Source organism: Actinoplanes sp. OR16 (genome assembly GCF_004001265.1).
Lineage (GTDB): Bacteria > Actinomycetota > Actinomycetes > Mycobacteriales > Micromonosporaceae > Actinoplanes.
Window position 1 is genome coordinate 2,771,115 of sequence record NZ_AP019371.1, and the last position, 22,513, is coordinate 2,793,627.

Here is a 22,513-nt window from a genome sequence, read left to right on the forward strand (position 1 = left end):
ATAGAAAGAGCCCTCGATGTCTGTGCGACCTCGCTGGTCTGCCCTGTTCCTCGGGGCGGTTCTGGGCGTGACCGGGACCGCGTACCCCGCAGCTGCCTTTTCCTCTTCCTCCTCCGGAACCTCCACGATCACCCGGGCCGCCATCGACCCGTCCCTGACCGCCGGGCGCGGCGCCACCGTCACCTTCGTCGAGCAGGAGGCCGAGCGCGCCCGCACCAACGGCACGGTGATCGGCCCGGACCGCACCGCCTACACCCTCCCCGCCGAGGCGTCCGGCCGCTCCGCCGTGACCCTCGACCCGGGCGAGTTCGTCGAGTTCACGCTGCCGCGCGCGGCGAACGCCATAACCGTGCGGTACAGCATTCCGGACGCGCCGGCCGGTGGCGGGATCACCGCGCCGCTCTCCGTGGCGACCGCGCACGGCACCCGGACGATGACGCTGACCTCGCAGTATTCCTGGCTCTACAACCAGTATTCGTTCACCAACGACCCGCAGGCCGACCTCCTGCACCCGGACTGGTGGATCACCGAGTGCCAGTGCGTGCCGGCCGCCACCACGCCGGCGCCGGTGATCACCAAGCCGTTCCGGCCCGCGCACTTCTACGACGAGCAGCGGCTGCTGCTCGGCCGCACCCACCGCGCCGGTGACAAGATCCGGCTCACCGCCTCCTCGGTGCCCACCACGATCGACCTGCTCGACTCGGAGCTGGTCGGACCGCCGTCGTTCGATCCGCGCGCGGTGAACGTGCTGCTCTTCGGCGCCGACCCGACCGGGCGGAAGGACGCGGCGCCGGCCATCGAGAAGGCGATCGCGTTCGCGAAGAAGACGCATCGCAGGGTCTACCTGCCGCCGGGTGTCTTCCAGGTGAACCGGCACATCGTCGTCGACGACGTGACCATCGGCGGCGCCGGCAACTGGTACACGATCATCAAGGGCCGCCAGGTCGCGCTCGGCAGCCCGGCGCCGGACGGCTCGATCCACACCGGGGTCGGCTTCTACGGCAAGGACGCCGCCGAGGGTGGCAGCCGCAACGTCCACCTCTCCGGCTTCGCGATCCAGGGCGACGTCCGGGAGCGGATCGACACCGACCAGGTCAACGGCGTCGGCGGCGCGATGAGCGACTCGACGATCGACGGCCTGCACATCCAGCACACCAAGGTCGGCCTCTGGTTCGACGGTCCGATGTCGAACGTGAAGGTCACGAACAACGTGATCGTGGACCAGATCGCGGACGGCCTGAACTTCCACACCGGGGTCACGAACTCGCTGGTCCGCAACAACTTCATCCGCAACACCGGCGACGACGCGCTCGCCATGTGGGCGGAGAAGACCACGAACTCGCAGAACACGTTCGACCGGAACACCATCCAGTCGCCGACCCTGGCGAACGGCATCGCGATCTACGGCGGCGACGACATCACGGTCTCCGGCAACCTGGTCGCCGACCCGGTCCGGGAGGGCAGCGCCCTGCACGCGGGCACCCGGTTCGGCGCTGAACCGTTCACCGGGTACCTCCGCTTCACCGGGAACACCACGGTGCGGGCCGGGACGTACGAGCTGAACTGGAACATCGGCCTCGGCGCGATCTGGATGTTCGCCCTGGAGCGCAGCATCGACGCGGACGTGCGGGTGACCGGCGATCACTACCTGGACAACACCTACAACGCGATCATGCTGGTGTCCGACTGGCCGGTGAAGGACCTCTATTCGATCAACGACGTCAAGTTCGAGGACCTCAGGATCGACGGCACGGGGACGAGCGTTCTCAGCGCTCGTACGGGTGGATCCGCATCCTTCTCGAACGTGGACGCCCGCAACGTCGGAGCGGTCGGTGTGAACAACTGCGGCCGGTTCGGCTTCCCGGCGTCCGGATCCGAATTCGCCCTCACCGACTCCGGTGGCAACGACGGCGGCTGGCTGCAGCCGTTCGTCCCGAACGTCATCACCTGCGACGACCGCCCGCCGGTCGTCCCGCCCCCGGCCCCGTCCGCCTGGTAGCGGGCTCCCCGGACGATCTTCGCGGACAGTCGCCAGGGTGGCGGCTGTCCGCGAGGTGGCGTTCGGGTGGTAGACGTGGGGCTGGTGAATGTTGCGAAGGTGAACGGCGGGGAATCCAGGATCGGAAGGTGGGCTTGGTAGCCTGGTCGGCGCTTCGAGCACCGGGAGATGGGAAACACGTTGAGCCGAACTCTGCTGGTCACCGGTGGCGCCGGTTTCGTTGGCGGCGCCCTGGTCAGGTCGCTGCTGACCGAATACCCGGATGCGGCGATCGTCTCGCTCGACAACTACTTCACCGGCTCGCCGGAAGCGCACGTCAACGACCCGCGGGTGACGTACATCGACGGCTCGACGGCGGACATCGCGAAGATCTGGGCTGATCGGGGCCTCCCCGGCCCGGAGATCGTCTTCCACCTCGGTGAGTACTCGCGGATCGTGCAGTCGTTCGAGGACCACGACCTGACCTGGGACTTCAACCTTCTCGGTACGAAGGAGGTCGTGAAGTTCACTGCCGCCCACGGCGCGAAGCTGATCTACGCGGGGTCCAGCTCGAAGTTCGGCAACGACGGTGAGGACGAGAACCTCAACCCGTACGCGTGGACCAAGGCCAAGAACATCGAGTACATCAAGAACTACTCGAACTGGTACGGCCTGGACTACGCGATCACCTACTTCTACAACGTCTACGGGCCGGGGCAGATCACCAACGGCAAGTACGCGACGGTCATCGGCATCTTCGAGCGGCAGTACCTCGCCGGCGAGCCGCTCACCGTGGTCGCCCCGGGCACCCAGACCCGCGACTTCACCCACATCGACGACATCGTCCGCGGCATCGTGCTCGTGGCCCGCCAGGGCAGCGGCGACGGCTACCTGCTCGGCACCGGGCGGGAGTGGCCGATCGCCGACGTCGCGAAGATGTTCGGCACCGAGTTCGTGCTGCTCCCGGCCCTGCGCGGGGAGCGGACCCGGGGCCAGGCCGATGTGACGAAGGCGGCCGGGCTGGGCTGGCGCCCGGAGCGGCGTCTCGACGCGTACGTCGCCGAGTTCGTGGCGGCCCACCCGCGCTGACATGGGATTTTCGTAGGAATGCTTTTCCGCGATCCGGGCAATCCGCGTTCATGCAGAACGGGATCAGGGTTGTCGTGGTGGACGGCCACGCCGCCTTCGTCCGCGCCTTGGAAGGGTTGATTCCTGAGGTCAGCGGCGGCCGAGCGACCGTCGTGGCCACGACCGGGGAGGCGGCGAAGGTCGGCAGCGTCATGCGCGCTGCCATGCCGGACCTGGTGCTGGTCGACTCGATGCTCCCGCCGGGCGGTGGCCGCCACCCGGTGACTCTGGTCCGTGAGGCGGCGCCGCAGGCCCGGATCGTGGCCCTCGCCGACGACACCGATCCGAACCCGGCGGTGGAGGCGCTGCACGCGGGCGCGGCCGGTGTGCTGCGGCGCGCGGTGGACGTCACCGATCTGCGGCAACCTCTGCTCGCCGCCCTCGAAGGCTGGTCGGTGGTGCCGCCGGCGCTGCTGGCCACGCTGCTCGAACAGGCGCGGCCGCAGCCGCCGCACCCGGTCGCCGCGCACCTCGACGACGAGGACCGCCGGCTGCTGAAGCTGATCGCGAGTGGCTCGTCGACCAGTGACATCGCCGGGCTGCTGCACGTGTCCGAACGTACGGTGAAACGCCTGACCGCCTCCCTGCTGCGCAAGCTGAAGGTCTCCAGCCGGACCGAGGCGGCGGCCCTGGCCGGAAGCGCCGGGCTCCTGTGAGAGAAGCCCGCGTCCGGCAGTGATCTGCCGGACGCGGGCGACGGACCTCGGCGACTAGCCGGTGGCCCGGGGACGCGTGGTCACTGCCGACAGCGGTGTGGCCACGTCCTCCAGCGACTTGCCCTCGGCGTCGATGCCGATGAACGCCTCGACCAGGCCGCCGACCGCCATCACCGCGGCGCCGATCAGGTACCCGATGAAGAGCTTGCTCGGATCGTCGCCTTCGCCGATCAGCGCGCCGTAGAAGACCGGCCCGATCGCGCCGAAGCACTGGGCGATCGCGAAGAAGACCGCGATGGCCTGCGCCCGGATCTCCAGCGGGAAGATCTCGCTGACCGTCAGGTACGCCGAACTCGCGCCCGCCGAAGCGAAGAAGAAGATCACGCTCCACGCGATCGTCTGCGTCACGACGTTGAGGGCGCCCGCGTCGAAGAGGAACGCGGTGATCGCCAGCAGCGCCCCGGAGAGCAGGTACGTCCCCGAGATCATCTTGCGCCGTCCGACGGTGTCGAAGAGCCGCCCGATGGTGAGCGGGCCGATCAGGTTGCCGAGCGCGAACGCCACCAGGTAGAGCGGCGCGGCCTTCTCCGAGACGCCGTAGAACTTCGTGAGCACCAGCGTGTACGTGAAGAAGATCGCGTTGTAGAGGAACGACTGCGTGATCATCAGCGTGGCGCCGAGCGTCGACCGGGCCGGATAGAGCCGGAACAGCACCTTGAGCAGCGACAGATAGCCGTGCGGCTTGGTCGGCCTGATGTCGATGGCCTTCGACTCGTCGAGCGGCGGCAGCGTCTGGCCGGAGGACTCGGCGGCCCGCTCGATCCGGGCGATGTTCTCCTCGGCCTCCTCCTCGCGGCCGTGCATGACCAGCCAGCGCGGGCTCTCCGGCAGGTGCCGGCGCAGACCCCAGATGGCCACACCGATGATCGGGCCGAGCAGGAAGGCGATCCGCCACGCCAGGTTCAGGTCCACATTGTTGAGCAGGATGTACGTGCCGAGCGTGCCGATGATCGCGCCACCCCAGTAGGTGCCGTTCACACCGATGTCGACCCGGCCGCGGTACTTCGCCGGCATCATCTCGTCGATCGCGGAGTTGATCGCGGCGTACTCGCCGCCGATACCGGCTCCGGCTATGAATCTCGTGAGATACAGGAAGACCAGTGCGGCTGGACCGTTACCCCAGGTCAAGGCGGTGAGCGCGTTACCGCCGAGGTAGACGGCCAGGGTCACGATGAACAGGTTCTTGCGGCCGAGGGCATCGGAGAGCCGGCCGAAGAAGAGAGCGCCGAAGACCTCACCGAGCAGATAGACGGTGGCAATGAGGCCGACCTGGGTCGAACTCAAAGCCAAGGTCTCCTGCTCGGCCAGGACCGGGCCGACGGCGCTGGCAACGGTGATCTCCAGTCCGTCGAGAACCCACGCCGTGCCAAGCGCGATGATGATGCGGGTGTGGAACGGCGACCAGCTGAGCCGGTCGATCCGCGCGGGGATCAGGCTGCGGATGGTGCGCTGTTCCGTGTCTGATGTCATGGACGCCCCTCCATATCGAGTGACATTGACCACGTGATACCCAGGAACCTCACAGCTACGCACGCGGAGGTTCGTGATGACTCTTGGTGTCGCCGTGATCGGAATGGGCTGGATGGGCCGGGTCCACACGCAGGCCTACGCGCGGGTCCGCCACCACTACCCCGACCTCCCGGCGCCGGAGTTGATCGCGGTCGCCGACGACGTCCCCGGCCGGGCCGCCTCGGCCGCGCGGCGGTTCGGGTTCGCGGCGTCCACCATGGACTGGCGCGAGCTGCTCGGCGATCCGCGGATCGAGGCGGTCAGCGTCACCGCGCCGAACTTCCTGCACCGGGAGATCGGCGCCGCGGTCGCCGCCGCCGGCAAGCATCTGTGGATCGAGAAGCCGGTCGGCCTCCGCGCCGCCGACGCCCGCGCCATCGTCGGCCCGGGCCAGGTCACCGTCGGTTTCAACTACCGGCACGCGCCCGCCGTCGTGAAAGCACGGGCGCTGCTCGCCGCGGGGGAGATCGGTGAGGTGACGCATGCCCGGTTCAGCTTCTGCAGCGACTACGCCGCCTCCCCGGACGACGCTCTGACCTGGCGGTTCGAGCGCGAACGCGGTGGCAACGGCGTACTGGGGGATCTCGGGTCGCACGCCGTCGACCTGATCCGGCATCTGCTCGGTGAGATCGTCTCGACCTCCGCGGCCACCGCGATCCTCATTCCACGCCGGCGGCGCCCGCTGGCGGTGACCTCCGGCCATCAGCGCGGTACGGGCGAACTGGCCGCTGTCGAGAACGAGGACTGGTTCGGGGCGCTGTTCGAGCTGGAGTCCGGCGCCCGGGTCTCGTGCGAGGCCAGCCGGGTGGCGACCGGTTCGCCGAACGCCTACGGCTTCACGATCCACGGCACGGCCGGGGTGCTGGCCTGGGACTTCCGCCGGATGGGCGAGCTGCGCGTCGGCGACGCCACGATCTTCGCGGGCCCCGGGGACGGCGAGTTCGGCGCGTTCCAGCCGGGCGCCGCGATCGCGATGAGCTACGACGACCTGAAGGTGATCGAGGCGTCGCTCTTCCTGCGTTCGATCACGTCGGGGGTGGCGCTGGGTCCCGGGCTCACGGACGCCGTCCGAGCCGCCGAAGTGCTGGAGGCGATCGAGGCGTCGGCCAGGCACTAAGCTCGGCAGGCTTGATCTTGCCACGGGGAGAAACATGCGTAAACGCACCATCGGGACCGCGCTGGCGGCGAGCGTGCTCGCCACGACGACGGTCTTCGGCATCGGGACGGCGTTCGCCGCGACCGCCCCCACCACGCTGACCGACCAGCAGCGTCACGTCCTCAGCGGCTACCACGCCGACCGCATGATCGTCGACGGCGTCCGCCAGCGCCTGATCGTCGCCGACGACATGGCGCACCGGATCCTGGCGGTGAGGTACGACGGCACGATCGCTGCCGAGGTGGCGCTCCCGGACGGTACGAACGCCGGTGACCTGCGGCTGTCAGCGGACTCCGGCACGCTGTGGGCGACCGTTCCCGGCGCCCACCAGATCATCTCGTGGAAGGCGGACAGCCTCGAGGAGATCCGGCGCTACACCTTCGGCACCGCCTACGAGCTGGGCGACCTGGTGCTCACCGGCGGCAAGGTGTGGTTCGCGGTCGACGTCAACCGGTTCGGCGTGCTCGACCCGGAGACCGGCGAATCGACGGCGTTCGTCCTCGGTCAGGGGAACAACTCGTCGGCGTCGGCGAAGCCGCCCCTGATGGCGGTGAACCCGAAGGACCCGACCCGGCTCGCGCTGACCGACACGAGCACGCGGGGCGATCTCTTCCTCTACGACATCAGCGGGGCCACGCCCGCGCTGGTCGCGCAGACCCAGACCGGCTACGTGTCCGGCCACACCGCTGTCGGCTTCACCGCCGACGGCTACGACATCTTCGTGACCGGCTACAACGGCGTCTACGAGACGTCGGCCGGCACCCTGAGCGGCGGCACCACCATCTCGACGGACGCCGGCGCCGACGTGGAGTCGTCAGCGGCGTCGTGGGTCGCGGTCGGCATGAACCCGAGCGCGGAGCGTACCGACCTGCGCCTCTTCCCGCCGACCGGCGAGACCGTGCCGTCCCGGGAGTTCGACTTCCCGATCTCCGGGGCCGCGCCGGTCCTCACCGACCTGGCCTGGGAGCCGGGTGCTGACCGGCTCTTCGCGATCACCACCGACGCGGCCGGCGCGCAGAGCCTCTGGACGATCGACAAGGCGTCGGTCATCCCCGCCCCGCCGGCGCCGGTGCAGACCGCCACCTCGATCACGCTGAAGGCGCCTGCCACCGCGGGCCGCGGCTCGGGCATCAACGTCACCGGCACGCTCGCCGGTGGTCTGCCGATGGGCACGCCGGTCAAGGTCGTCCGTACCGACGCCGAGACGCCCGCCGGTGTCACGGTCAAGGCCTCGGACACGAATGCCAGCGGGGCTTTCAGTTTCCTCGACTTCCCGCAGGCCGGCGGCACGATCGGTTACACGGTCTCCTACGCCGGGGACGCCACCCACAAGGCGTCGTCAGCGAAGGTGTCGGTGTCGGTCGCCAAGACCACGCCGGCGCTGACGCTGAACAGGAACGGGACGGTCAACGCGTACAACGCCACCGTCACCATGACCGCGCGGCTCGGCGCCACGTACAAGAACCGGACCGTGGAGATCTGGGCCGACCCGTACGGTGCCGACCAGGCCAAGCGCCTGCTCAAGAAGGGGACGGTGAACGGCTCCGGCGACCTGAGCGTGAGCTTCAAGCTGACCCGGGACACCACGTTCAGCGCGGTCTTCGCCGGTGACACCCGGTACGCCGCCCGCACCGTGACCTCCACGCTGCGGACGAAGGTCGCCGTCTCGACCGCTGTCACCAAGCACTACAAGGTCAAGAAGTCGTACTACTACGTGCGCAAGCGGACGAACCCGAAGTTCACCACGACGATGACCGCGTACCCGAACCGGAAGCAGCAGCTGGTCTTCGAGAAGTTCTCGGGCGGCAAGTGGGTGGCGTGGAAGTCCGGCACCTACAAGCTCAGCACGGCCGGCAAGTACACGTACACGCTGACCGGCACGCACTCCACCGGAGTGAAGTACCGGGTGCGGGCCGTCTACGTGACCGGGACGTCCGGTGACAGCGCGAACTACACGACGTACGGATCCTGGAGGTACTTCCGCTTCACGAGCTAGACGGTGGCTCGGAAGGTCGACGGGCATGCCCATCAAAGGCGACAAGAAACCCCGGCGATGGTACGTCGGCCGCCCCGCTCTTGCCGGGTCAGACCGCAACAGCAGGGCGGCCGACGTACCATCGCAGGATCTTGATCTTGAAGTTACGCGGGATCCAGGGCGAGACCGTCGAAGATGAAGTTCGGGCTCAGGAAGGTGTCGCCGCTGCTGCCGCTCAGCACCGAGATGGACAGGGTGTTGGCGCCGGTCTTGAGGGCGCTCGCCGGGATCGTGAAGGTGTAGGTCGTGTTGATCCCGCGCCAGGTGCCGCGGGTGACGTTGCGGGAGTTCAGGTTCACCGGCGCGGGTGAAGCGGACGCCGGTGAGGTCCAGCCGCCGATCGACACCGCCGGACGGCCGCCCGCGAAGCTCGACGTGGTCGCGATCCTCAGTTTCGCGCCGTTCGCCGGCACCGAGGAGAGGGTGAAGCCGAGTGCGATCGGCGAGTTGACCGCCTTGAACTCGGCCATCGGGAAACTCGTCGCGCTCGCCGTCCTGCTCCACGCCGCCATGCGGGTGTCCGACGGGTGCATCGTCTCGATCTTGTCGGCGTTGACGAAGCCCGCCGGAGTGCCGTCGAAGGCGCCGATCTGCAGGAGCTTTCCCGCCGCCGGGACGCTGCCGGTCATCGCGAGTGTGGTCGTCGCGCCCGCCGTCACGGTGATCGTCGTGGTTGCCGTCTCCAGCTCACCGGCGTAGAGGGTGGCCTTGTAGGTGCCCGGCTTCACGTGACCGATGACGAATTTCCCGGACTTGACCCGGCCCCAGTACTGACCGTTCGTGCCGGCCAGGCCGACCGTCGCCGTCAGGCCGTTCCAGGTGCCGTTCGCGGTGCCGCTGACGCCGCCGCGCTGCGCGTTCGAGAGCATCCCCGGGAAGAAGGACGCCAGGAAGTCCATGCTCCGGGCGGCCGGTGCGGCGCCGTCGGTGATCGCGAGGGCGTACGGGCCGTGCAGCCCCAGCCGCAGCGCCTCGGTCTGCTGGTGGCCGCTGAACATGTAGTGCGTGATGTTGACGGCGCTGCCGGTGTCGTTGACCTCGATGTCCCGGAAGAACGGGCCGCCGGAGGTCATGTCGGTGTAGGCCGGGATGATGTACGCCCCGTGCCCGTTGCCGCTCGCTCCAAAAGATTGCTGGGCGATCAGGCGCTGCGAGCTGTAGAACTTCGACGCGGTCTGGCCGTTGGCGAACGCGAAGACGTCGGATCCCTCGACCGTGGTATTCGCGCCGCCTGTCTTCGCGGCCGTCGGGGACGTCGTGAGCAGCGACGGCTTCAGCCGCGCGATGAACCGGGCCTCACCCGGGTTCAGCGCCTTCGCGATGCTGGTCGCCATGTAGATCGTGTTGTCGTTCTTGCGGGCGAAGTAGTACTGCGTCACGCCGATCGACGTGTTCGCCGCGCTCACCAGGATCGAGCTGCCGTTGTTGAACGTCTGGCTCGTCACCGTCGCCGACGACCAGCCCGACTCGAACTGGCCGGCCGCATAGCCGGATGCGGTCAGCTCGGTGCCGTTGTGCTTCAGCGACGTCATGTTGCCGTTCGTGCCGTTGACGATGAACGACAGTCCGGTGCCGGTGTCGAAGCTGACGTTCGCCGCGGCGCTGGCCCAGGGCTGGCCTATGCCGAGGAGACCGGCGCCGGCCAGGACGGCTGCCGAGAAGAGGCCGCCTGCGAGGGCCTTGGTTTTCGTTTTCGCCATGCCCTCATGTGTTTCTCCGGGGCTGGGAGGTTGCTCAGTAATTCCAGTCGACGGCCAGCTCGTTCCGCTGCCCGAATCGCTCCAGGTGGGAGCCGACCACCCGGGTCACGGTCTTCAGGTCCTCCTCGGTGTCGGCCGTCGCGGTCAGTTCGAGGGCTTCCGGGGTGCTGTGCAGGCGGCACTCCCCGACGGTCAGCACGATGGCGATGTCTTCGCCGATCTCTTTGATCTCGCTGCGGCGGCCCAGGTGGGAGGCGAGCTGCTTGGCGTATCGCGGGGCTGCGGTGGTGGCGACCGTCGCTGTGGCGGTGTTCGTCATGTCTATCCTTCGGCTAGTAGCAGGTAGATCGCTCTGCGGGTGTCGGCGAGGATCTGCGCGGCCTGCTCGACCTGCGCTTCGGTGCCGGTGCGGGCGACCTGTCTCGCGGCGTCGTGCACCTGCATGAGCAGTGGCCGCAGATCGATGGCGTCGTCTTTCTCGAAGATCAAAGGCTGCGCTTCTCCGGCGCTCTCACGGCCTTGCCGGGTCAGGATGACGAGCTTGCGGCCGGCGCTGGCAGTGACCGTGACCAGCCCTTCGTCCTCCAGCTGACTGATCGCCGGGTAGATCGCGCCCGGACTCGGCTGCCATCGCCCGCCGGTGCGCCCGGCGATCGCGTGCATCAGCTGATAGCCGTGCATCGGCTGATCGTTCTCGGCCAGCAGGAGGAGAACCGCTGCTCGGACGTCTCCGCGGTGCATCCGGCGTCGCATGTCGTGGTCCCCTTTCCGCGAGCGTGGCTCGTTTCCGTAACAGTAACGATATATCGGTGACTGCTCGTCGGCTAGGGTGATCGTCGTGACGACTTTCCAGATCGGTGAGGCGGCCGACCTGCTCGGCGTCAGCACCGACACGGTCCGCCGCTGGGTCGACGCGGGCCGGCTCGCAGCCAGCCGGGACCAGCAAGGCCACCGGGTGATCGACGGTGTGGATCTGGCTGCTTTCGTGCGGGGTCAGGCTGCCGACCCGGACGAGCGTTCCGAGGAATCCTCGGCCCGGAACCGTCTGCGAGGCATTGTCACGGCCGTCGTGAAGGACACCGTGATGGCTCAGGTCGACATCCAGGCGGGCCCCTTCCGCGTCGTCTCTCTGATGAGCCGGGAGGCCGTGGACGAGCTGGACCTGCAGGTCGGCTCAGTGGCCGTAGCAGTGATCAAGTCGACGACCGTGGTCGTGGAACGAGCCGTCAAGAGGTAGGGGCCGGTCCTTGCTGCCCGTACATCGTGATCGCCTTCTCCACGGCCGCGCGCGGACTGGTCAGCACGGGCAGTCCCCGAAGCCGCTCAGCAGCCGGAGTCATGCTGGCCTGCGCCAACACCACCGCATCAACCCCACCGGCGACCCCCCGAACGTACGCAGCGATCTCCTCGCAATACCGCTCGAAATCCCCAGCCACAAAGAACTCCCAAGCCGCCCCACAAAGCCCCGACGTGATCGTGACCGTTTTGCCGGCCCGAGCCGCACTATCCCGAAGCAGAGCCATAGTCGGCTCGAGAGTGGAAGCGACCGTGGCGACGACAGCAATCCGCTCACCGAGAGCAACAGCGGCTTCAGCCATAGGCCGATCCACCCGAACCACAGGAACCGAACGTTTGCCGCGCGTGGGCCTGTCGTGAGCGTCGCTTTCGCCGTTGTCGTGGGCGTCGCTTTCGCCGCCGCGCTTTCTGTCGCCGCTTTGGTTGCCGCGTTGAACGCCGTTGCTCAAGCCCTTGTCGCTGCTGAAGTCCTTGTCGTTGCTGCAGTCCTTGTCGATGCGGCTGCCGTAGTCGTTGCCAATGCGATCGCCATCGCCGCGGGTGGGGTCATCACCCTCGGCGTCGCTGTTATCTTCGGCCGCGGGATCGTCGCGCGCTTCGCTGTTGCCTTGGGCCGCGGGATCGTCGCGCCCGTCGCTGTCACCTTCGACCCCGTGATCGCCGCGCGCTTCGCTGTCACCTTCGGTCGCGTGATCGCCCCAGTTGACAGAGGTTCGCTCGACGGGCCCGCCAGGGGTTTCCCGCTCAGCGACTCCGCCGATGGTTGAGCACGTGCAGACGATCAGATCGGCGCCCTCGGACTCCAGTTCGGCGAGCCGTTTCCGCGTACGCTCCGCGATCTCCGCCGTGACCCCGGCCGGCTGTGCGTCAGCGAGCAGCGACTCGTCCACCAAATGCCGCACCGTCCACTCCGGTGCGAGCTCTGACATGAGCCGTTGGAACGTCTCGACGTGCACGTCCGCCGTATGCAGGAATCCGATCGTCGGCATCCGCCCAGTCTGGCAGCGGCTCAGTCTGGCAGCGGCCCAGCCTGGCAGCCGCCCAGTTCTGGCAGCCGCCCAGCTCTGGCAGTGGAGGCCGGCAGCGGATCGGCCTGGCTGAGGCTCAGTCTCGTAGCGGCTCAGTCGAAGATCACTGCCGCCTCAGGAACTCCGCGCGCCCGCGCCACCTCCTTCGCCTCCGCCTCGACTCTCCTGCGCTGAGCCGCGGCCAACCCGTCGAACAGGCTCACCGTCAGATCGACGCGTTTCCGGCCGGCCATCCGGGCCCGCCAGACTCCGGCGATCTCCCCGTCGACCAGCAGAACGCCCGGATTGCCGAGAGTCCGCCATACCTCCTTCTGCGCGGCACGGTCCGGGACCAGTAGGTCGCGGTCACGGGCCTGCAGCAGCGGATCCATGCCGGGTAGCCAGCGAACACCCCGAATCGGGCCGGCCGACTCGAGCGCCTCCACTTCCGACTCGGGCAGCCACGCTTTACGACCGTCGACCTGCACCTGAACGAGATCGGCTGACGGCCAGGCCTTACGGATCTCCGTAGCGGAACTGCCGAGATATTTCGCCACCTCGCCCGGTCCCGCGGGACCGAGAAAACGCAGATAGGTCGCGATGAACCTGTCGAACTCCCCGTTGGCGGACGGCATCGGTGGCGCACCGTCGATAGGCCCGATCCGCGCGTCCTTGCCCCGGGACAGAACCTCCACGCCACCGGCGAGGCCCGCGTGCTGCCACACGTTTCCGGCGATATGCCGTGCAGCGCAACCGCGGCATTCGTACGTCAAGTCGACCGGCACTCGCTTGCTCACCTCGGTGCTCGCCACACCGCGGGGCATCGGCCCGGTCACCACTTCCCTGAACGCCTCGGCTGTCACAGTGAACGCGCGAATGCCGAGCGGAACACCGTCCGGAATCTGCGCGCTGTTGATCCGATGGCTGGCGTCGGCGTCGGTCAATGGCCACAGTTGCCGAACCAGACCCGGAATGTCGTCACGCCGATGCAGGTGAGGGGCGCCACGGGCGGCCCAGACCGCGATCAGCCGTTCGTCGGTGGGCTCCGCGCTGCTGCGGGCGGTGAGCGCGACCTGCGCGGAGTCCGGCGAGTACTGCTGGATGCCCAGGTCGAGCACCGGCAGGTCAGCCGGACGCGCGTCGACACGATCGGCCAGCCCGAGCGCGGTGACCCGATACGCCAAGGCCCGGGCACGATCCACGCTGATCATTTACACCTCCCACTCCAACCTCGTTCGCCTGCTCGTTCTCAGGTGCGACGACCGTACCGCCGGGCTGCGACATTTTTCAGGCGTTCCCGACGGGTGCCGGAGCGCCCGTCGACGTACTCCCAGGTGTCCAGCGTGGTCGGCCCGTACGGACCTTCCTGGCGAATCGGCGGCTCACCGGTCAGCCAATATCCGCACCGGCGTGCCACCGACGTGCTCGCCACGTTCGCCGGATCGATCCGCAGCAGCAGCCGCCGTAGTCGCAGCGTGTGGCACGCATACCCGGACAGCACCGACAACGCCCCGGACGCCAGTCCACGCCGCCGATGAGGCCGGCCGATCAGGTAACCGAGCTCCGCCTCCCGCAACTCGGTGTTGACCGAGAAGAGAAGCACCTCGCCCACCGGACGCCCGCCATCAGTAGTGATCGCCAGCTGGATCCGGCTGCCGTTCGTACGTCCCTGCTGGGCACGCTTCAGGTACGCGCGGCCGGCTTCGGCGTCGAAGGGTGACGGCATCGGCGTCCAGCGCGCGATCTCCGGCTCGTCCAGCAGAGCGACCAGATCGTCCAGGTCGTCCGGACGCCACTCGCGCAGGATGATGCCGGTTCCCGTCAACCTCAGCGGATAGGGCAGAGGGTCGGCGGTCACCTTCCGAATCCTGCCCACAAAGACCCGGTTGGTGCTAGTCGCGATCGATATCCAGTCGGCATGTCGATACCGCTCTTGACCAGCGCTCAAAAACGTTTTGCCCTCCTTTGTCAGATCTTCATTCCGTACGATCGACAGCCCACCTCCGACGACCCCCAACGTCGAAAGGAGGCCTTCGGCATGATCGGAGCATGAGCACCTCCACTAGGCCCGGGGCTGACCCCGAAAAGCAGGCCACGTCGGGTTCTGGCGCTGATTCCGGGCACCGTGTCGAGTCAGGTCAGCATGCTGTCGCAGGTAGGCGTGCCGAGCCCGGCCACTGGGCTGCCTACAACTCCCGCCAGTTCGGCCGGCCGGTCCGCGAGCTGTGCCTGCGGGCCATGGCCCTGGCCGATCGGCCGTCGGATGCTGACGCCGGCTCACTTCGGCCCGCTGCCGGCACAGAACACCGGTCCGCGGGTGAGCGAGTCGCCGTAGACCTCGGCTGCGGTGCCGGTCGGGAAACGGCAGCCCTGCTCTCCGAAGGCTGGTCAGTACTGGCCCACGACAGCGAGCCGGACACCGAAGCTCGCATCCTGCGTACCGTCGGGGGCATCCACTCCGCGCTCACAGTGCGGGTATGCGCCTTTGAAGAACTGTCGCCACTGCCGGACGCCGACCTGGTCTACGCCGGATATTCGCTGCCTTTCCAAACGCGTACCTCCTTCGACCGGACGTGGTCCCTGATCCGTGCCGCCTTACGTCCCGGCGCCCGCCTGGCGGTGAACGTCTTCGGCGAGCGCGACTCGTGGGCCGCCGACCCGGCGATGACGTTCCTGCCGGAGAACGAGCTACGAACCCTGCTCGACGGACTCGAAATCGAACACTGGCACGAGGAAGACGCTCCCGGACCGGCCTTCAGCGGTCCTAAGCACTGGCACGTCTTCGACGTGATAGCCCGCAACCCGCACTGATGGGTTATCCGTTCGTCTGACGCGCCGCAGCGCTCAGAGTCGTCGTGCTGTGATCTCCATGCCGGCGGTCCTGAGCCGGTCCACCAGTGCGTCACCGATGCCCGTGGCCGGGGTCAGCACCCCGCCTTCCGTCTTCGGCAGCTTCTCTCTGTCCAGGGCGAGTGCTAGAGCGGATTCGCCGAGCATTACGGCGGTGGCCGCGTAACCCGGATCGCCCTTCGCTCGGAACCGTGTCGTGTACCGCGCGCCGGTCGTCGTCGTAGTGAAGATGTCCATCGTGAAGTGGCCGGATTGCTGCGTCTGCTCACTCGGACCGGTGCCGGGCTTCGGGAGGACCCGGTCCAGCACGAATCGGACCGGCGGCACGGCCAGACCGAGGAACAGACCGCCGAGAACGAACTTCGTGCCCAGCGCCATGGCCGGCGACAGCGGCGAGGTGCCGACGCTCATCGCTTCGCGGTAGCGGAACCGTCTGCCGTACGCCCAATCGCGCAACGCATTGCTGCGCCGCACCACACGGGTGTTGTAGGACGCCATCACGAACGGCGCAAGATGACCGCGTAGTGACGGATCCACTTCGGAGGCCGCGACCGTGATCATGTCCTCCTGGCGGCCGAGATCCGGTTCGGCTTCCCGGTTCGGGCTCAGCGAGTAAGGGCTGGCGCCGATCCGCCGCAGGCCGCGATCCTTGCTCATCACGTCGACCTGGTAGCGCATCGAGTCGATCGTTCCGCCGCTCACCCCGCCACGCATGCTGGTCAGCACCAGCGTCGTGTCGGTCAGTTCGCCGGCGCCGTCGGCCTGAACCTGCGAATGAAGCACGTGGACGCCGATGTCGGACGGAATCGAGTCGAATCCGCACGAGTGCACGATCCGCGCACCCGTACTCCGCGCCAGGTCGTGGTTCTCGTTGATGCTGTCCCGGGCGAACAGCACCTCGCCGGTCAGGTCGACATAGTCCGTACCGGCCTTGGCGCAGGAGTGCGCCAGAATCCGGCCGTACTTCGCATAAGGCCCGGCAGTGGTGATGACCACCCGAGTGGAAGAGGCCATGGCGTCGAGAGCAGCAGCATCGGTGGCGTCGGCGACCACGAGTGGCCAGTCGACGTTCAGCCGTTGGCGGACTGTCTCCAGTTTCTCCGGTGACCGTCCGGCCAGGGCGATTCGGGTGCCCGCCGGCGCGAATCCGGCAAGGTGCCGTGCGACGAGGACACCGACGAAACCCGTGGCGCCATAGACGATCACGTCGAACTCGCGCGCTTGGTCGGTCATGGCTGCCGATTGTGCACCCTCGGTGGAGAGTGCGCAGCACATCGGAAACCTCCTGGTAGGCGGGTTGGTAAAAATCTGACGAGTTATCCATACAAGCTCGGATCAAAGGGCTAATTTGGGGGAACAGCAGCATCGGACCGTATCCAGGCGTAGCGCGCCCACGCGGTTCGTGGACATTCCGTCGGTAGCCCGCATGACGCGGGCACCGTGGCCGGAACGCCGAATCCTGCCGCCGACCACGGATCACAACTCAAGGCATGGAGCGGGGGACCCACGAGTTCCTCGGCGCTGACGCGTCTTGGGGTGAAGCCGCCCACTGCGGCCGGGCCACTCTGCCCGAACCCGACAGCTGACCTCGCAGGCGTGGAGGACAACTGAAATGGTGCAAATCCGAAAGCAGGTCAACCTGGCGTTCGGTCTGGCTGTCGCCGGTCTCGTCGGTTCGGTGGGCCTGCTGGGCTCCGCCGCGCCTGCGCAGGCCCTGCCGTCCGACGTGAACTGGGACGCTGTCGCCCGCTGCGAATCCGGGGGCAACTGGCGCATCAACACGGGAAATGGGTATTACGGCGGCCTCCAGTTCAGCCGCAGCACATGGCGTGCCTACGGCGGTACGCGTTACGCCCGGACCGCGAACCAGGCCACGAAGATCGAGCAGATCCGGGTGGCCGAGCGTGTATTACGTGGACAGGGCATCGGTGCGTGGCCGCACTGCGGCAAGCGAGCCAGCGTCAAGGTCAGCCGCAAAGCGGCCCGCAAGTCTCCAGCCCGTGTGACGCGCGCTTCCACGGCTCGCACGGTCCGCACCGCGGCCGGTCGCAGCGCAGTGCTGGAAAGCGCTACGGTCAAGTCGCGGTCAGCCGTGCGCACCTATGTCGTCCGCCGAGGCGACACACTCGCGCGCATCGCTGATCGGCACGACGTCACAGGTGGTTGGCGTGCTCTTTACCGCGCCAACGACGACATCCTGAGCAGCCCTCATCGCGTCTTCGCCGGCCAGCGGATCAGGCTCTGAGCGAAGACATGCCGACCGTCCCGCTCGGGGCGCCTGGCCGACCGATCTATCCGGCCGGCTGCCCGGTCAATCGGGCCGTCGGAACTCCGGCTGGTCGAGCACACGTAGCCATGTGCCGTCCGGCTGTCGCCGCGCGACTTGCGCTCGGGCACCCGAGCCGTCGCTCGGCGGCGTGGACGTCAGAGCCAGATCGCCGCTGATCAGCGTCGGGAGCGGCGGCTCAGGCTCGAACTCGGGCATGTGGGGCAGCAACTCCGCCCACAGTTTGCGGATCGCCTCGCGGCCACGAGTCTGGCCGCCCGGCGGATAAGCCATCACTGCATCCTCCTCATATAGGTTGGCCAGACCGTCGGCGTCCTTGGCATTGGCGCGCTCGACGAACAGCCTGGTCAGGTCTTCGGGACGGTGCGCTTTCTCGGTCATGGCTCCAGCGTCCCGGAGGTGGAGCCACAAGTCCAACGCATAGTTCTTGTGGCAATCAGTAGAATGACTCATGGATTTGCGCCAGCTCGAATACTTCGTGGCCGTCGCCGAGACGGCCAACTTCACCCGCGCCGCGGAGCGGGTGCACATCACCCAGTCGGGCGTGAGCGCGCAGATAAAGGCGTTGGAGCACGAGCTCGGCGCCCAGCTCTTCGACCGTTCCGGCCGCATCGCACGCCTCACCGACGCTGGGCAGGCGGCGTTGCGGCATGCGCGTGCGGCGCTGGACGCCGCAGCCGATATGCGGGACGCGATCGACGATGTGAACGGCCTGGTCCGCGGCAGTCTGACGGTCGGCATGGTGATCGGCTGCGAGGTCACGCCCCTTTTCGATGCTTTCGCTTCCTTCCACGGGGAACATCCCGAGATCGAAGTCGAGCTTGTGGAGGCGAATTCCGACCAACTCGTGGCCGGCGTGCGTTCCGGCGACCTAGATTTGGCGCTGGCCGGGCTGGCAGGTGAGCCTCCCGAACACCTCGTGAGCCGCATCATCGTGAGCGATCGGCTCGTCGCACTCGTCCCGCCGGACAGTGCACTGGCCGGCCAGGCGCCTATCTCGGTCACCGCGCTGCTCACGTACCCGATCATTTGCCTGCCGGTAGGTACCGGCATCCGCGACGTCTTCGATCAAGCCCGCGCTGCACTGGGTGTTGATCTCTCGGTCGCGCTCGCGGCAACCTCACCGGACACTGTCGCCGGCCTGGCTCGCCGCGGGCTCGGCGTGGCGGTCCTCAGCGAGTCGATGGCCGCCGCCTATCCCGACCTGACCGCTCTTCCGATCGACGGCATAGAAATCCCCGCGCTGCTCGCACTGGTCTGGCAGGACCGCAGTAGCCCGGCCTTGGCAGCGTTCCTGCGCCACTGCCAGGCCGCCTTTGACAAAACCATAGAGATGACGACCGTCACTCGGCCGGGTTTTCTGGAGTGAATCAAGAAAAATAGAGCGGCAAAACAAAACGCCCTACCGGAGATCCGGAAGGGCGTACGCGCTGGTGGGACGTGGTGCCCCCGGTAGGAATCGAACCTACGACACACGGTTTAGGAAACCGATGCTCTATCCCCTGAGCTACGAGGGCGCGGTTGCCGATCCTACCTGACCAGCAGTGACCAGCCGCACCCGATAACACCCAATGCCGACCAGCGGCGCTGTAGCCGGGGCGTTCCGGCCGCCGGACCACACACGGAGCAGCACGATCGCCGCACGGCGGATCCGATGACCACCCGTGCGCGACGCTGAACGCCGTTGCGCACAGGTGACCAAGCGTCTCCGCCGCGCGCCGTCGAGATCCTTCTCGGTGAGGTGTTCCTTCAACCGATCGGTCTGCGTGGCACGCTTCTCGACGGCTGGCTGCCTTGCATCGGCGAGACCGCGTCGTCGCTCGCGGCGTGCTGCATCAGCGATGCTCCGGCCGCCGTGGTCATGGGGGCGCCGCCGGCCAGGCCCGCCGCCGAAACGACGTTGAGCGGAACTCCAACGACGGCGCCTGCACCGGTCGCGTCGAGTGCCACGCCGATGCCTTCTCCGCCGGATCTCAGAAGCATCAGCCCGATGCCGGCTGCCGCCGTTGCGACCTCGCCCGGGTGATGGATCACCGCGTTGCCCGTCGAGGCCAGGTGTTGACCACGCACCTCGGGCCGGTGGACGGTGGCCCACGCGGCAGGGGAGCGGGCCCACGCCACGGAGGGCGTGGGCCACGGACTCACTTCTTTACTTGGACCTTGTCGCCCGGGGCGGACACCGACGCGACGGTCGAGTTGCCGGCGAAGGACCAGCGCCAGTAACCGGTTGCCGTCGCCTTGACGGTGGTGCGCAGGTTGCCCTTGGCATCGGTGTAGACGGTCTTCACCGTCTTGTACGTGGTGCTGCCGGGCTTGCGGAACTGCAGTTTGACCGGCTGGCGGGGATACGCGGTGAAGGTGGTCGCCGCGTCGGAGGTGGCCTTCGTGAGGCGGCCGGTCACCGTGAGCTTGCGGTTCTTGCGGACCGGTTCCGGTGACGCGTTGGCGGTCAGCTTGGCGACCTTGTAGAGCACCACGGCGTCGGCGCCCGACGTCGAGGCTGCGGAGGTGCTGCTGCCGGCGAAGGACCAGCGCCACTCGCCGGACCAGGATGCGGTGACGGTGGTGCGCAGGGCGCCGCTGCTGGACGTCTTGACCGTCTTGACGGTGCTGAAGGTCGTCGAGCCGGCCTTGCGGAACTGCAGCGCCACGGGCTGGCTGCCGTACCCGACGAGGCGCTGGGTGCCGTTGGCCTCGTAGTAGTTCCAGTCGGGCTGGGTGAGCTGCCCCGTCACGGTGAGCGTGCTGCTCTTGCGAGCCGGCTCCGGAGTGGCATTGGCGCCCGCCAGACGGGTCTGCTTGAGGATCGCGACCTCGTCGGCCGGTTCGCTGATCCGGTTGTACGCGTGGTTGTCGAGGCCGTAACCGTCGATGTCGACGATGATGAGCTTCCCGGCGTCCGAATTGGAGACGTCGGAGGAGCCGATGGTCGCGGTGCCGGTGCAGACCGACGTGGTCGCGGTGGCCGGACTGCACTTCATGTTGGCCCCGACGGGCCCATTCAAGAAGGTGAAGAAGTAACCACCACGGCTCTTGAGCATGCCGTCAGCGGACGGCGCGATGCCGGACTCGTGGTAGATCTCGGCGCGGACCGGCACCGTGATCTTCGTCTTCGGGTCGGCGCCGAGGACGACCGGCTTGTCGTTGTTGACCACCGGATTGATCAGGAAGTACAGGGGGTTGCCCGCGGCCTGGGCCGGCACCCCCGCGAACAGGGCGCCGGCGATCGCGCCCATGCCGAGCAGGGCGGCGCTGCGTACGAATGGCAAGAGAACCTCGTTCCGGATGCGACGCCGGGAAGGCGCCGAGCCTGATTCATCGATGATCATGTCACGACGACGGTTGTCGTTATTGATCCGTGACATCAGGCCGCGAACCAGGGGTGATCGCCGGGTCGCGGCACGACTTGCTGGATGCGCTGGAGCAACTGGAGGCCCACAAGTCGGACCTGGTCGCGCCGATGGTGCTGCGGGACATCTGCCGGCTGGACCACCGGGAGATCGCGCTGCATCTGGGCATTCCGGAAGAACCGTGAAGTCCCGGATTCATCAGGCGCGGGCTCACGTCCGCGAGTACCTTTTGACTTGATCTACGACTGTTTACTGGGGCGATGACGGTCTACGGCACTCCCACACAGACACCGACGAAACGCCGTGGACTGAAGGTTCTCGTAGCGACCGCCGCGGTGGTGATCGCGGCGGGTGCGGGCGCGACGTTCCAGCTGGTCCGGGACATTCCGGACGCGACGCTGACGACGACGATCGCGACGACCATCAAGGTGCCCGGTAAGGCGCCGTCGCTGCCCTGGCCGGAGACCGGATCCGCCGAGCTCCTGGTGGAGGGCCTGGGCCGGTTGGGTGGTTCGGGCGGTCAGAAGGCCGAGCCGATCGGCAGCGTCGCGAAGGTGATGACCGCCTACGTGATCCTCAAGGAGCATCCGCTCACCGGCGACGAAGAGGGCCCGTCGCTGACCGTTTCCGATGCTGACGTGCAGGACTACGAGGGCCGCAAGGCGACCGGGCAGTCCCTGGTGCACGTCGTCACCGGCGAGAAGCTGACGCAGCGGGACGCCCTGGAGGCGCTCATGCTGCCGTCGGCGAACAACATCGCGCACCAGCTGGCGATCTGGGACGCCGGCAGCGAGGCCGCGTTCGTCGACAAGATGAACGCCGCCGCCCGCTCGCTCGGTATGGACGAGAGCGAGTACACCGATCCGAGCGGCTTCCTTCCGACGACCATGAGCACCGCGGCCGATCAGGTCGAACTCGCGCGGGCTGCGATCAAGATGCCGGTCTTCGCGGAGATCGTCGCCCTGCGCGAGGCGACGATCCCGGTGGTGGGGACGATCCGCAACTACAACGACATGCTCGGCGTCGAGGGCGTCTTCGGGATCAAGACGGGCTCGACCGACGAGGCCGGCGGCAACCTCGTCTTCGCGTCCCGGCTCAAGGTCGGCGAGCGGACGATGACGATCGTCGGTGCTGTCTTCAACCAGCCCGGCGCGAACACGCCCGAGCAGCTGGCCGAGGTCAACGTGCACGTCCGCAAGCTGCTCGTTGCGGTGCGCAAGACCGTTAAGGAATACCAGCTTCTGGCCGCCGAGCCGGCCGGCCGGGTGGAGACCGCGTGGGGCGGTTCCACCACGGTGTCGCCTGCGGCGCCACTGAAGGTGGTGGGGTGGCCGGGCGTCCCGATACCGGTCACGGTCACCACGGTGGCGCCGGGTCCGTCGATCGCCGCCGGCTTGGTGGTGGGCCAGGTCGAGGCTTCTTCGGTACGGGTGGAGCTCCGTGCCGACGAAGCCGTCGAGGACCCGTCGCTCTGGTGGAAGATGACCCGGCTGGGCTAGCT

The 22,513-nt window shown here is 67.8% G+C and carries 22 protein-coding genes, 1 tRNA gene and 1 riboswitch; of the genes, 11 read left to right on the top strand and 12 right to left on the bottom strand.

The window, feature by feature from the left end:
* The first annotated feature begins 16 nt into the window (after positions 1-16).
* The 3 genes from EP757_RS12815 (at position 17) to EP757_RS12825 (ending at position 3,762) form a co-directional block, all read left to right on the top strand.
* A complete protein-coding gene (locus EP757_RS12815) occupies positions 17-1,999 on the top strand; it encodes a glycosyl hydrolase family 28-related protein (RefSeq protein WP_127545449.1) in 1,983 nt (660 codons plus the stop codon).
* Between the two features lie 180 nt (positions 2,000-2,179).
* On the top strand, positions 2,180-3,067 hold the full coding sequence (locus tag EP757_RS12820) for an NAD-dependent epimerase/dehydratase family protein (protein ID WP_232050485.1): 888 nt from the start codon (positions 2,180-2,182) through the stop codon (positions 3,065-3,067).
* A 50-nt stretch (positions 3,068-3,117) separates the two neighbouring features.
* Positions 3,118-3,762, top strand: a complete 645-nt coding sequence (locus tag EP757_RS12825) for a response regulator transcription factor (RefSeq protein ID WP_127545454.1) — start codon at positions 3,118-3,120, stop codon at positions 3,760-3,762.
* 54 nt (positions 3,763-3,816) lie between these two features.
* Here EP757_RS12825 and EP757_RS12830 read toward each other — a convergent pair whose 3' ends face one another.
* Positions 3,817-5,292 (bottom strand): MFS transporter, encoded by a 1,476-nt coding sequence (locus EP757_RS12830; protein WP_127545457.1) that lies wholly within the window; start codon positions 5,290-5,292, stop codon positions 3,817-3,819.
* 76 nt (positions 5,293-5,368) lie between these two features.
* Between EP757_RS12830 and EP757_RS12835 the strand changes: the two genes are divergently transcribed.
* Both EP757_RS12835 and EP757_RS12840 read left to right on the top strand, forming a co-directional pair.
* A complete protein-coding gene (locus EP757_RS12835; protein ID WP_127545460.1) occupies positions 5,369-6,448 on the top strand; it encodes a Gfo/Idh/MocA family protein in 1,080 nt (359 codons plus the stop codon).
* A 34-nt stretch (positions 6,449-6,482) separates the two neighbouring features.
* Positions 6,483-8,483: an Ig-like domain repeat protein gene (locus EP757_RS12840; RefSeq protein WP_127545463.1), complete on the top strand. Its 2,001-nt coding sequence runs from the start codon at positions 6,483-6,485 to the stop codon at positions 8,481-8,483.
* A gap of 143 nt (positions 8,484-8,626) precedes the next feature.
* Here EP757_RS12840 and EP757_RS12845 read toward each other — a convergent pair whose 3' ends face one another.
* From EP757_RS12845 to EP757_RS12855, 3 genes are read right to left on the bottom strand one after another with little or no spacing between them, the layout of a single operon-like run.
* Positions 8,627-10,222, bottom strand: a complete 1,596-nt coding sequence (locus tag EP757_RS12845; protein ID WP_127545466.1) for a rhamnogalacturonan lyase B N-terminal domain-containing protein — start codon at positions 10,220-10,222, stop codon at positions 8,627-8,629.
* A gap of 34 nt (positions 10,223-10,256) precedes the next feature.
* A complete protein-coding gene (locus tag EP757_RS12850) occupies positions 10,257-10,541 on the bottom strand; it encodes a DUF2218 domain-containing protein (protein WP_127545468.1) in 285 nt (94 codons plus the stop codon).
* A gap of 2 nt (positions 10,542-10,543) precedes the next feature.
* The gene (locus tag EP757_RS12855; protein WP_127545471.1) at positions 10,544-10,975 is read right to left on the bottom strand and encodes a PadR family transcriptional regulator; all 432 of its coding nucleotides are present in this window, start codon (positions 10,973-10,975) and stop codon (positions 10,544-10,546) included.
* Positions 10,976-11,060: 85 nt separating this feature from the next.
* Here EP757_RS12855 and EP757_RS12860 point away from each other — a divergent pair, with 85 nt between their 5' ends.
* A complete protein-coding gene (locus tag EP757_RS12860) occupies positions 11,061-11,459 on the top strand; it encodes a molybdopterin-binding protein (RefSeq protein ID WP_127545474.1) in 399 nt (132 codons plus the stop codon).
* On the opposite strand, the gene EP757_RS43350 is transcribed toward EP757_RS12860, so the two are convergent.
* The 3 genes from EP757_RS43350 to EP757_RS12875 all read right to left on the bottom strand — a co-directional run bounded on the left by EP757_RS43350 (position 11,449) and on the right by EP757_RS12875 (position 14,383).
* Entirely contained in the window at positions 11,449-12,507 is a 1,059-nt protein-coding gene (locus EP757_RS43350) for a hypothetical protein (protein ID WP_197725512.1), read from the bottom strand. The two genes, EP757_RS12860 and EP757_RS43350, sit on opposite strands and share 11 nt — an antisense overlap.
* Positions 12,508-12,638: 131 nt before the next feature.
* The gene (locus EP757_RS12870) at positions 12,639-13,736 is read right to left on the bottom strand and encodes a DNA glycosylase AlkZ-like family protein (RefSeq protein ID WP_127545477.1); all 1,098 of its coding nucleotides are present in this window, start codon (positions 13,734-13,736) and stop codon (positions 12,639-12,641) included.
* Between the two features lie 38 nt (positions 13,737-13,774).
* Positions 13,775-14,383 (bottom strand): GNAT family N-acetyltransferase, encoded by a 609-nt coding sequence (locus EP757_RS12875; RefSeq protein ID WP_127545480.1) that lies wholly within the window; start codon positions 14,381-14,383, stop codon positions 13,775-13,777.
* Between the two features lie 191 nt (positions 14,384-14,574).
* Here EP757_RS12875 and EP757_RS12880 point away from each other — a divergent pair, with 191 nt between their 5' ends.
* Positions 14,575-15,336, top strand: a complete 762-nt coding sequence (locus tag EP757_RS12880; protein WP_127545483.1) for a trans-aconitate 2-methyltransferase — start codon at positions 14,575-14,577, stop codon at positions 15,334-15,336.
* A 33-nt stretch (positions 15,337-15,369) separates the two neighbouring features.
* Here the strand turns inward: EP757_RS12880 and EP757_RS12885 are convergent, their stop codons facing one another.
* The gene (locus EP757_RS12885) at positions 15,370-16,608 is read right to left on the bottom strand and encodes a trans-acting enoyl reductase family protein (RefSeq protein WP_127545486.1); all 1,239 of its coding nucleotides are present in this window, start codon (positions 16,606-16,608) and stop codon (positions 15,370-15,372) included.
* Positions 16,609-16,815: 207 nt separating this feature from the next.
* Positions 16,816-16,987: riboswitch (cyclic di-AMP (ydaO/yuaA leader) on the top strand.
* Between EP757_RS12885 and EP757_RS12890 the strand changes: the two genes are divergently transcribed.
* On the top strand, positions 16,988-17,620 hold the full coding sequence (locus tag EP757_RS12890) for a transglycosylase family protein (RefSeq protein ID WP_127545489.1): 633 nt from the start codon (positions 16,988-16,990) through the stop codon (positions 17,618-17,620).
* A gap of 66 nt (positions 17,621-17,686) precedes the next feature.
* On the opposite strand, the gene EP757_RS12895 is transcribed toward EP757_RS12890, so the two are convergent.
* Positions 17,687-18,043, bottom strand: a complete 357-nt coding sequence (locus EP757_RS12895) for a nuclear transport factor 2 family protein (protein WP_127545492.1) — start codon at positions 18,041-18,043, stop codon at positions 17,687-17,689.
* A 70-nt stretch (positions 18,044-18,113) separates the two neighbouring features.
* On the opposite strand from EP757_RS12895, the gene EP757_RS12900 reads away from it, so the two are divergent.
* Positions 18,114-19,031: a LysR family transcriptional regulator gene (locus EP757_RS12900; RefSeq protein ID WP_127545495.1), complete on the top strand. Its 918-nt coding sequence runs from the start codon at positions 18,114-18,116 to the stop codon at positions 19,029-19,031.
* Positions 19,032-19,103: 72 nt separating this feature from the next.
* On the opposite strand, the gene EP757_RS12905 is transcribed toward EP757_RS12900, so the two are convergent.
* The 3 genes from EP757_RS12905 to EP757_RS12915 all read right to left on the bottom strand — a co-directional run bounded on the left by EP757_RS12905 (position 19,104) and on the right by EP757_RS12915 (position 20,931).
* Positions 19,104-19,179 (bottom strand) — tRNA-Arg (locus EP757_RS12905).
* Between the two features lie 232 nt (positions 19,180-19,411).
* The gene (locus EP757_RS12910; RefSeq protein WP_146002941.1) at positions 19,412-19,783 is read right to left on the bottom strand and encodes a hypothetical protein; all 372 of its coding nucleotides are present in this window, start codon (positions 19,781-19,783) and stop codon (positions 19,412-19,414) included.
* Between the two features lie 20 nt (positions 19,784-19,803).
* Positions 19,804-20,931, bottom strand: coding sequence for a hypothetical protein (locus EP757_RS12915; RefSeq protein ID WP_127545501.1), 1,128 nt, complete (start codon positions 20,929-20,931; stop codon positions 19,804-19,806).
* An 89-nt stretch (positions 20,932-21,020) separates the two neighbouring features.
* Here EP757_RS12915 and EP757_RS12920 point away from each other — a divergent pair, with 89 nt between their 5' ends.
* Together EP757_RS12920 and EP757_RS12925 are read left to right on the top strand one after the other, a co-directional pair.
* Positions 21,021-21,197, top strand: a complete 177-nt coding sequence (locus tag EP757_RS12920) for a hypothetical protein (protein ID WP_197725513.1) — start codon at positions 21,021-21,023, stop codon at positions 21,195-21,197.
* Positions 21,198-21,272: 75 nt separating this feature from the next.
* Positions 21,273-22,511, top strand: coding sequence for a D-alanyl-D-alanine carboxypeptidase family protein (locus EP757_RS12925; RefSeq protein ID WP_127545504.1), 1,239 nt, complete (start codon positions 21,273-21,275; stop codon positions 22,509-22,511).
* The last annotated feature ends 2 nt before the right edge of the window (positions 22,512-22,513 follow it).

Bases quoted from the DNA above. Each gene is read 5' to 3' on its own strand.
- EP757_RS12815 (WP_127545449.1), top strand. From the start codon at position 17: ATGTCTGTGCGACCTCGCTGGTCTGCCCTGTTCCTCGGGGCGGTTCTG.
- EP757_RS12825 (WP_127545454.1), top strand. From the start codon at position 3,118: ATGCAGAACGGGATCAGGGTTGTCGTGGTGGACGGCCACGCCGCCTTC.
- EP757_RS12830 (WP_127545457.1), bottom strand. From the start codon at position 5,292: ATGACATCAGACACGGAACAGCGCACCATCCGCAGCCTGATCCCCGCG.
- EP757_RS12835 (WP_127545460.1), top strand. From the start codon at position 5,369: ATGACTCTTGGTGTCGCCGTGATCGGAATGGGCTGGATGGGCCGGGTC.
- EP757_RS12840 (WP_127545463.1), top strand. From the start codon at position 6,483: ATGCGTAAACGCACCATCGGGACCGCGCTGGCGGCGAGCGTGCTCGCC.
- EP757_RS12845 (WP_127545466.1), bottom strand. From the start codon at position 10,222: ATGGCGAAAACGAAAACCAAGGCCCTCGCAGGCGGCCTCTTCTCGGCA.
- EP757_RS12850 (WP_127545468.1), bottom strand. From the start codon at position 10,541: ATGACGAACACCGCCACAGCGACGGTCGCCACCACCGCAGCCCCGCGA.
- EP757_RS12855 (WP_127545471.1), bottom strand. From the start codon at position 10,975: ATGCGACGCCGGATGCACCGCGGAGACGTCCGAGCAGCGGTTCTCCTC.
- EP757_RS43350 (WP_197725512.1), bottom strand. From the start codon at position 12,507: ATGCCGACGATCGGATTCCTGCATACGGCGGACGTGCACGTCGAGACG.
- EP757_RS12870 (WP_127545477.1), bottom strand. From the start codon at position 13,736: ATGATCAGCGTGGATCGTGCCCGGGCCTTGGCGTATCGGGTCACCGCG.
- EP757_RS12880 (WP_127545483.1), top strand. From the start codon at position 14,575: ATGAGCACCTCCACTAGGCCCGGGGCTGACCCCGAAAAGCAGGCCACG.
- EP757_RS12885 (WP_127545486.1), bottom strand. From the start codon at position 16,608: ATGACCGACCAAGCGCGCGAGTTCGACGTGATCGTCTATGGCGCCACG.
- EP757_RS12890 (WP_127545489.1), top strand. From the start codon at position 16,988: ATGGTGCAAATCCGAAAGCAGGTCAACCTGGCGTTCGGTCTGGCTGTC.
- EP757_RS12895 (WP_127545492.1), bottom strand. From the start codon at position 18,043: ATGACCGAGAAAGCGCACCGTCCCGAAGACCTGACCAGGCTGTTCGTC.
- EP757_RS12900 (WP_127545495.1), top strand. From the start codon at position 18,114: ATGGATTTGCGCCAGCTCGAATACTTCGTGGCCGTCGCCGAGACGGCC.
- EP757_RS12925 (WP_127545504.1), top strand. From the start codon at position 21,273: ATGACGGTCTACGGCACTCCCACACAGACACCGACGAAACGCCGTGGA.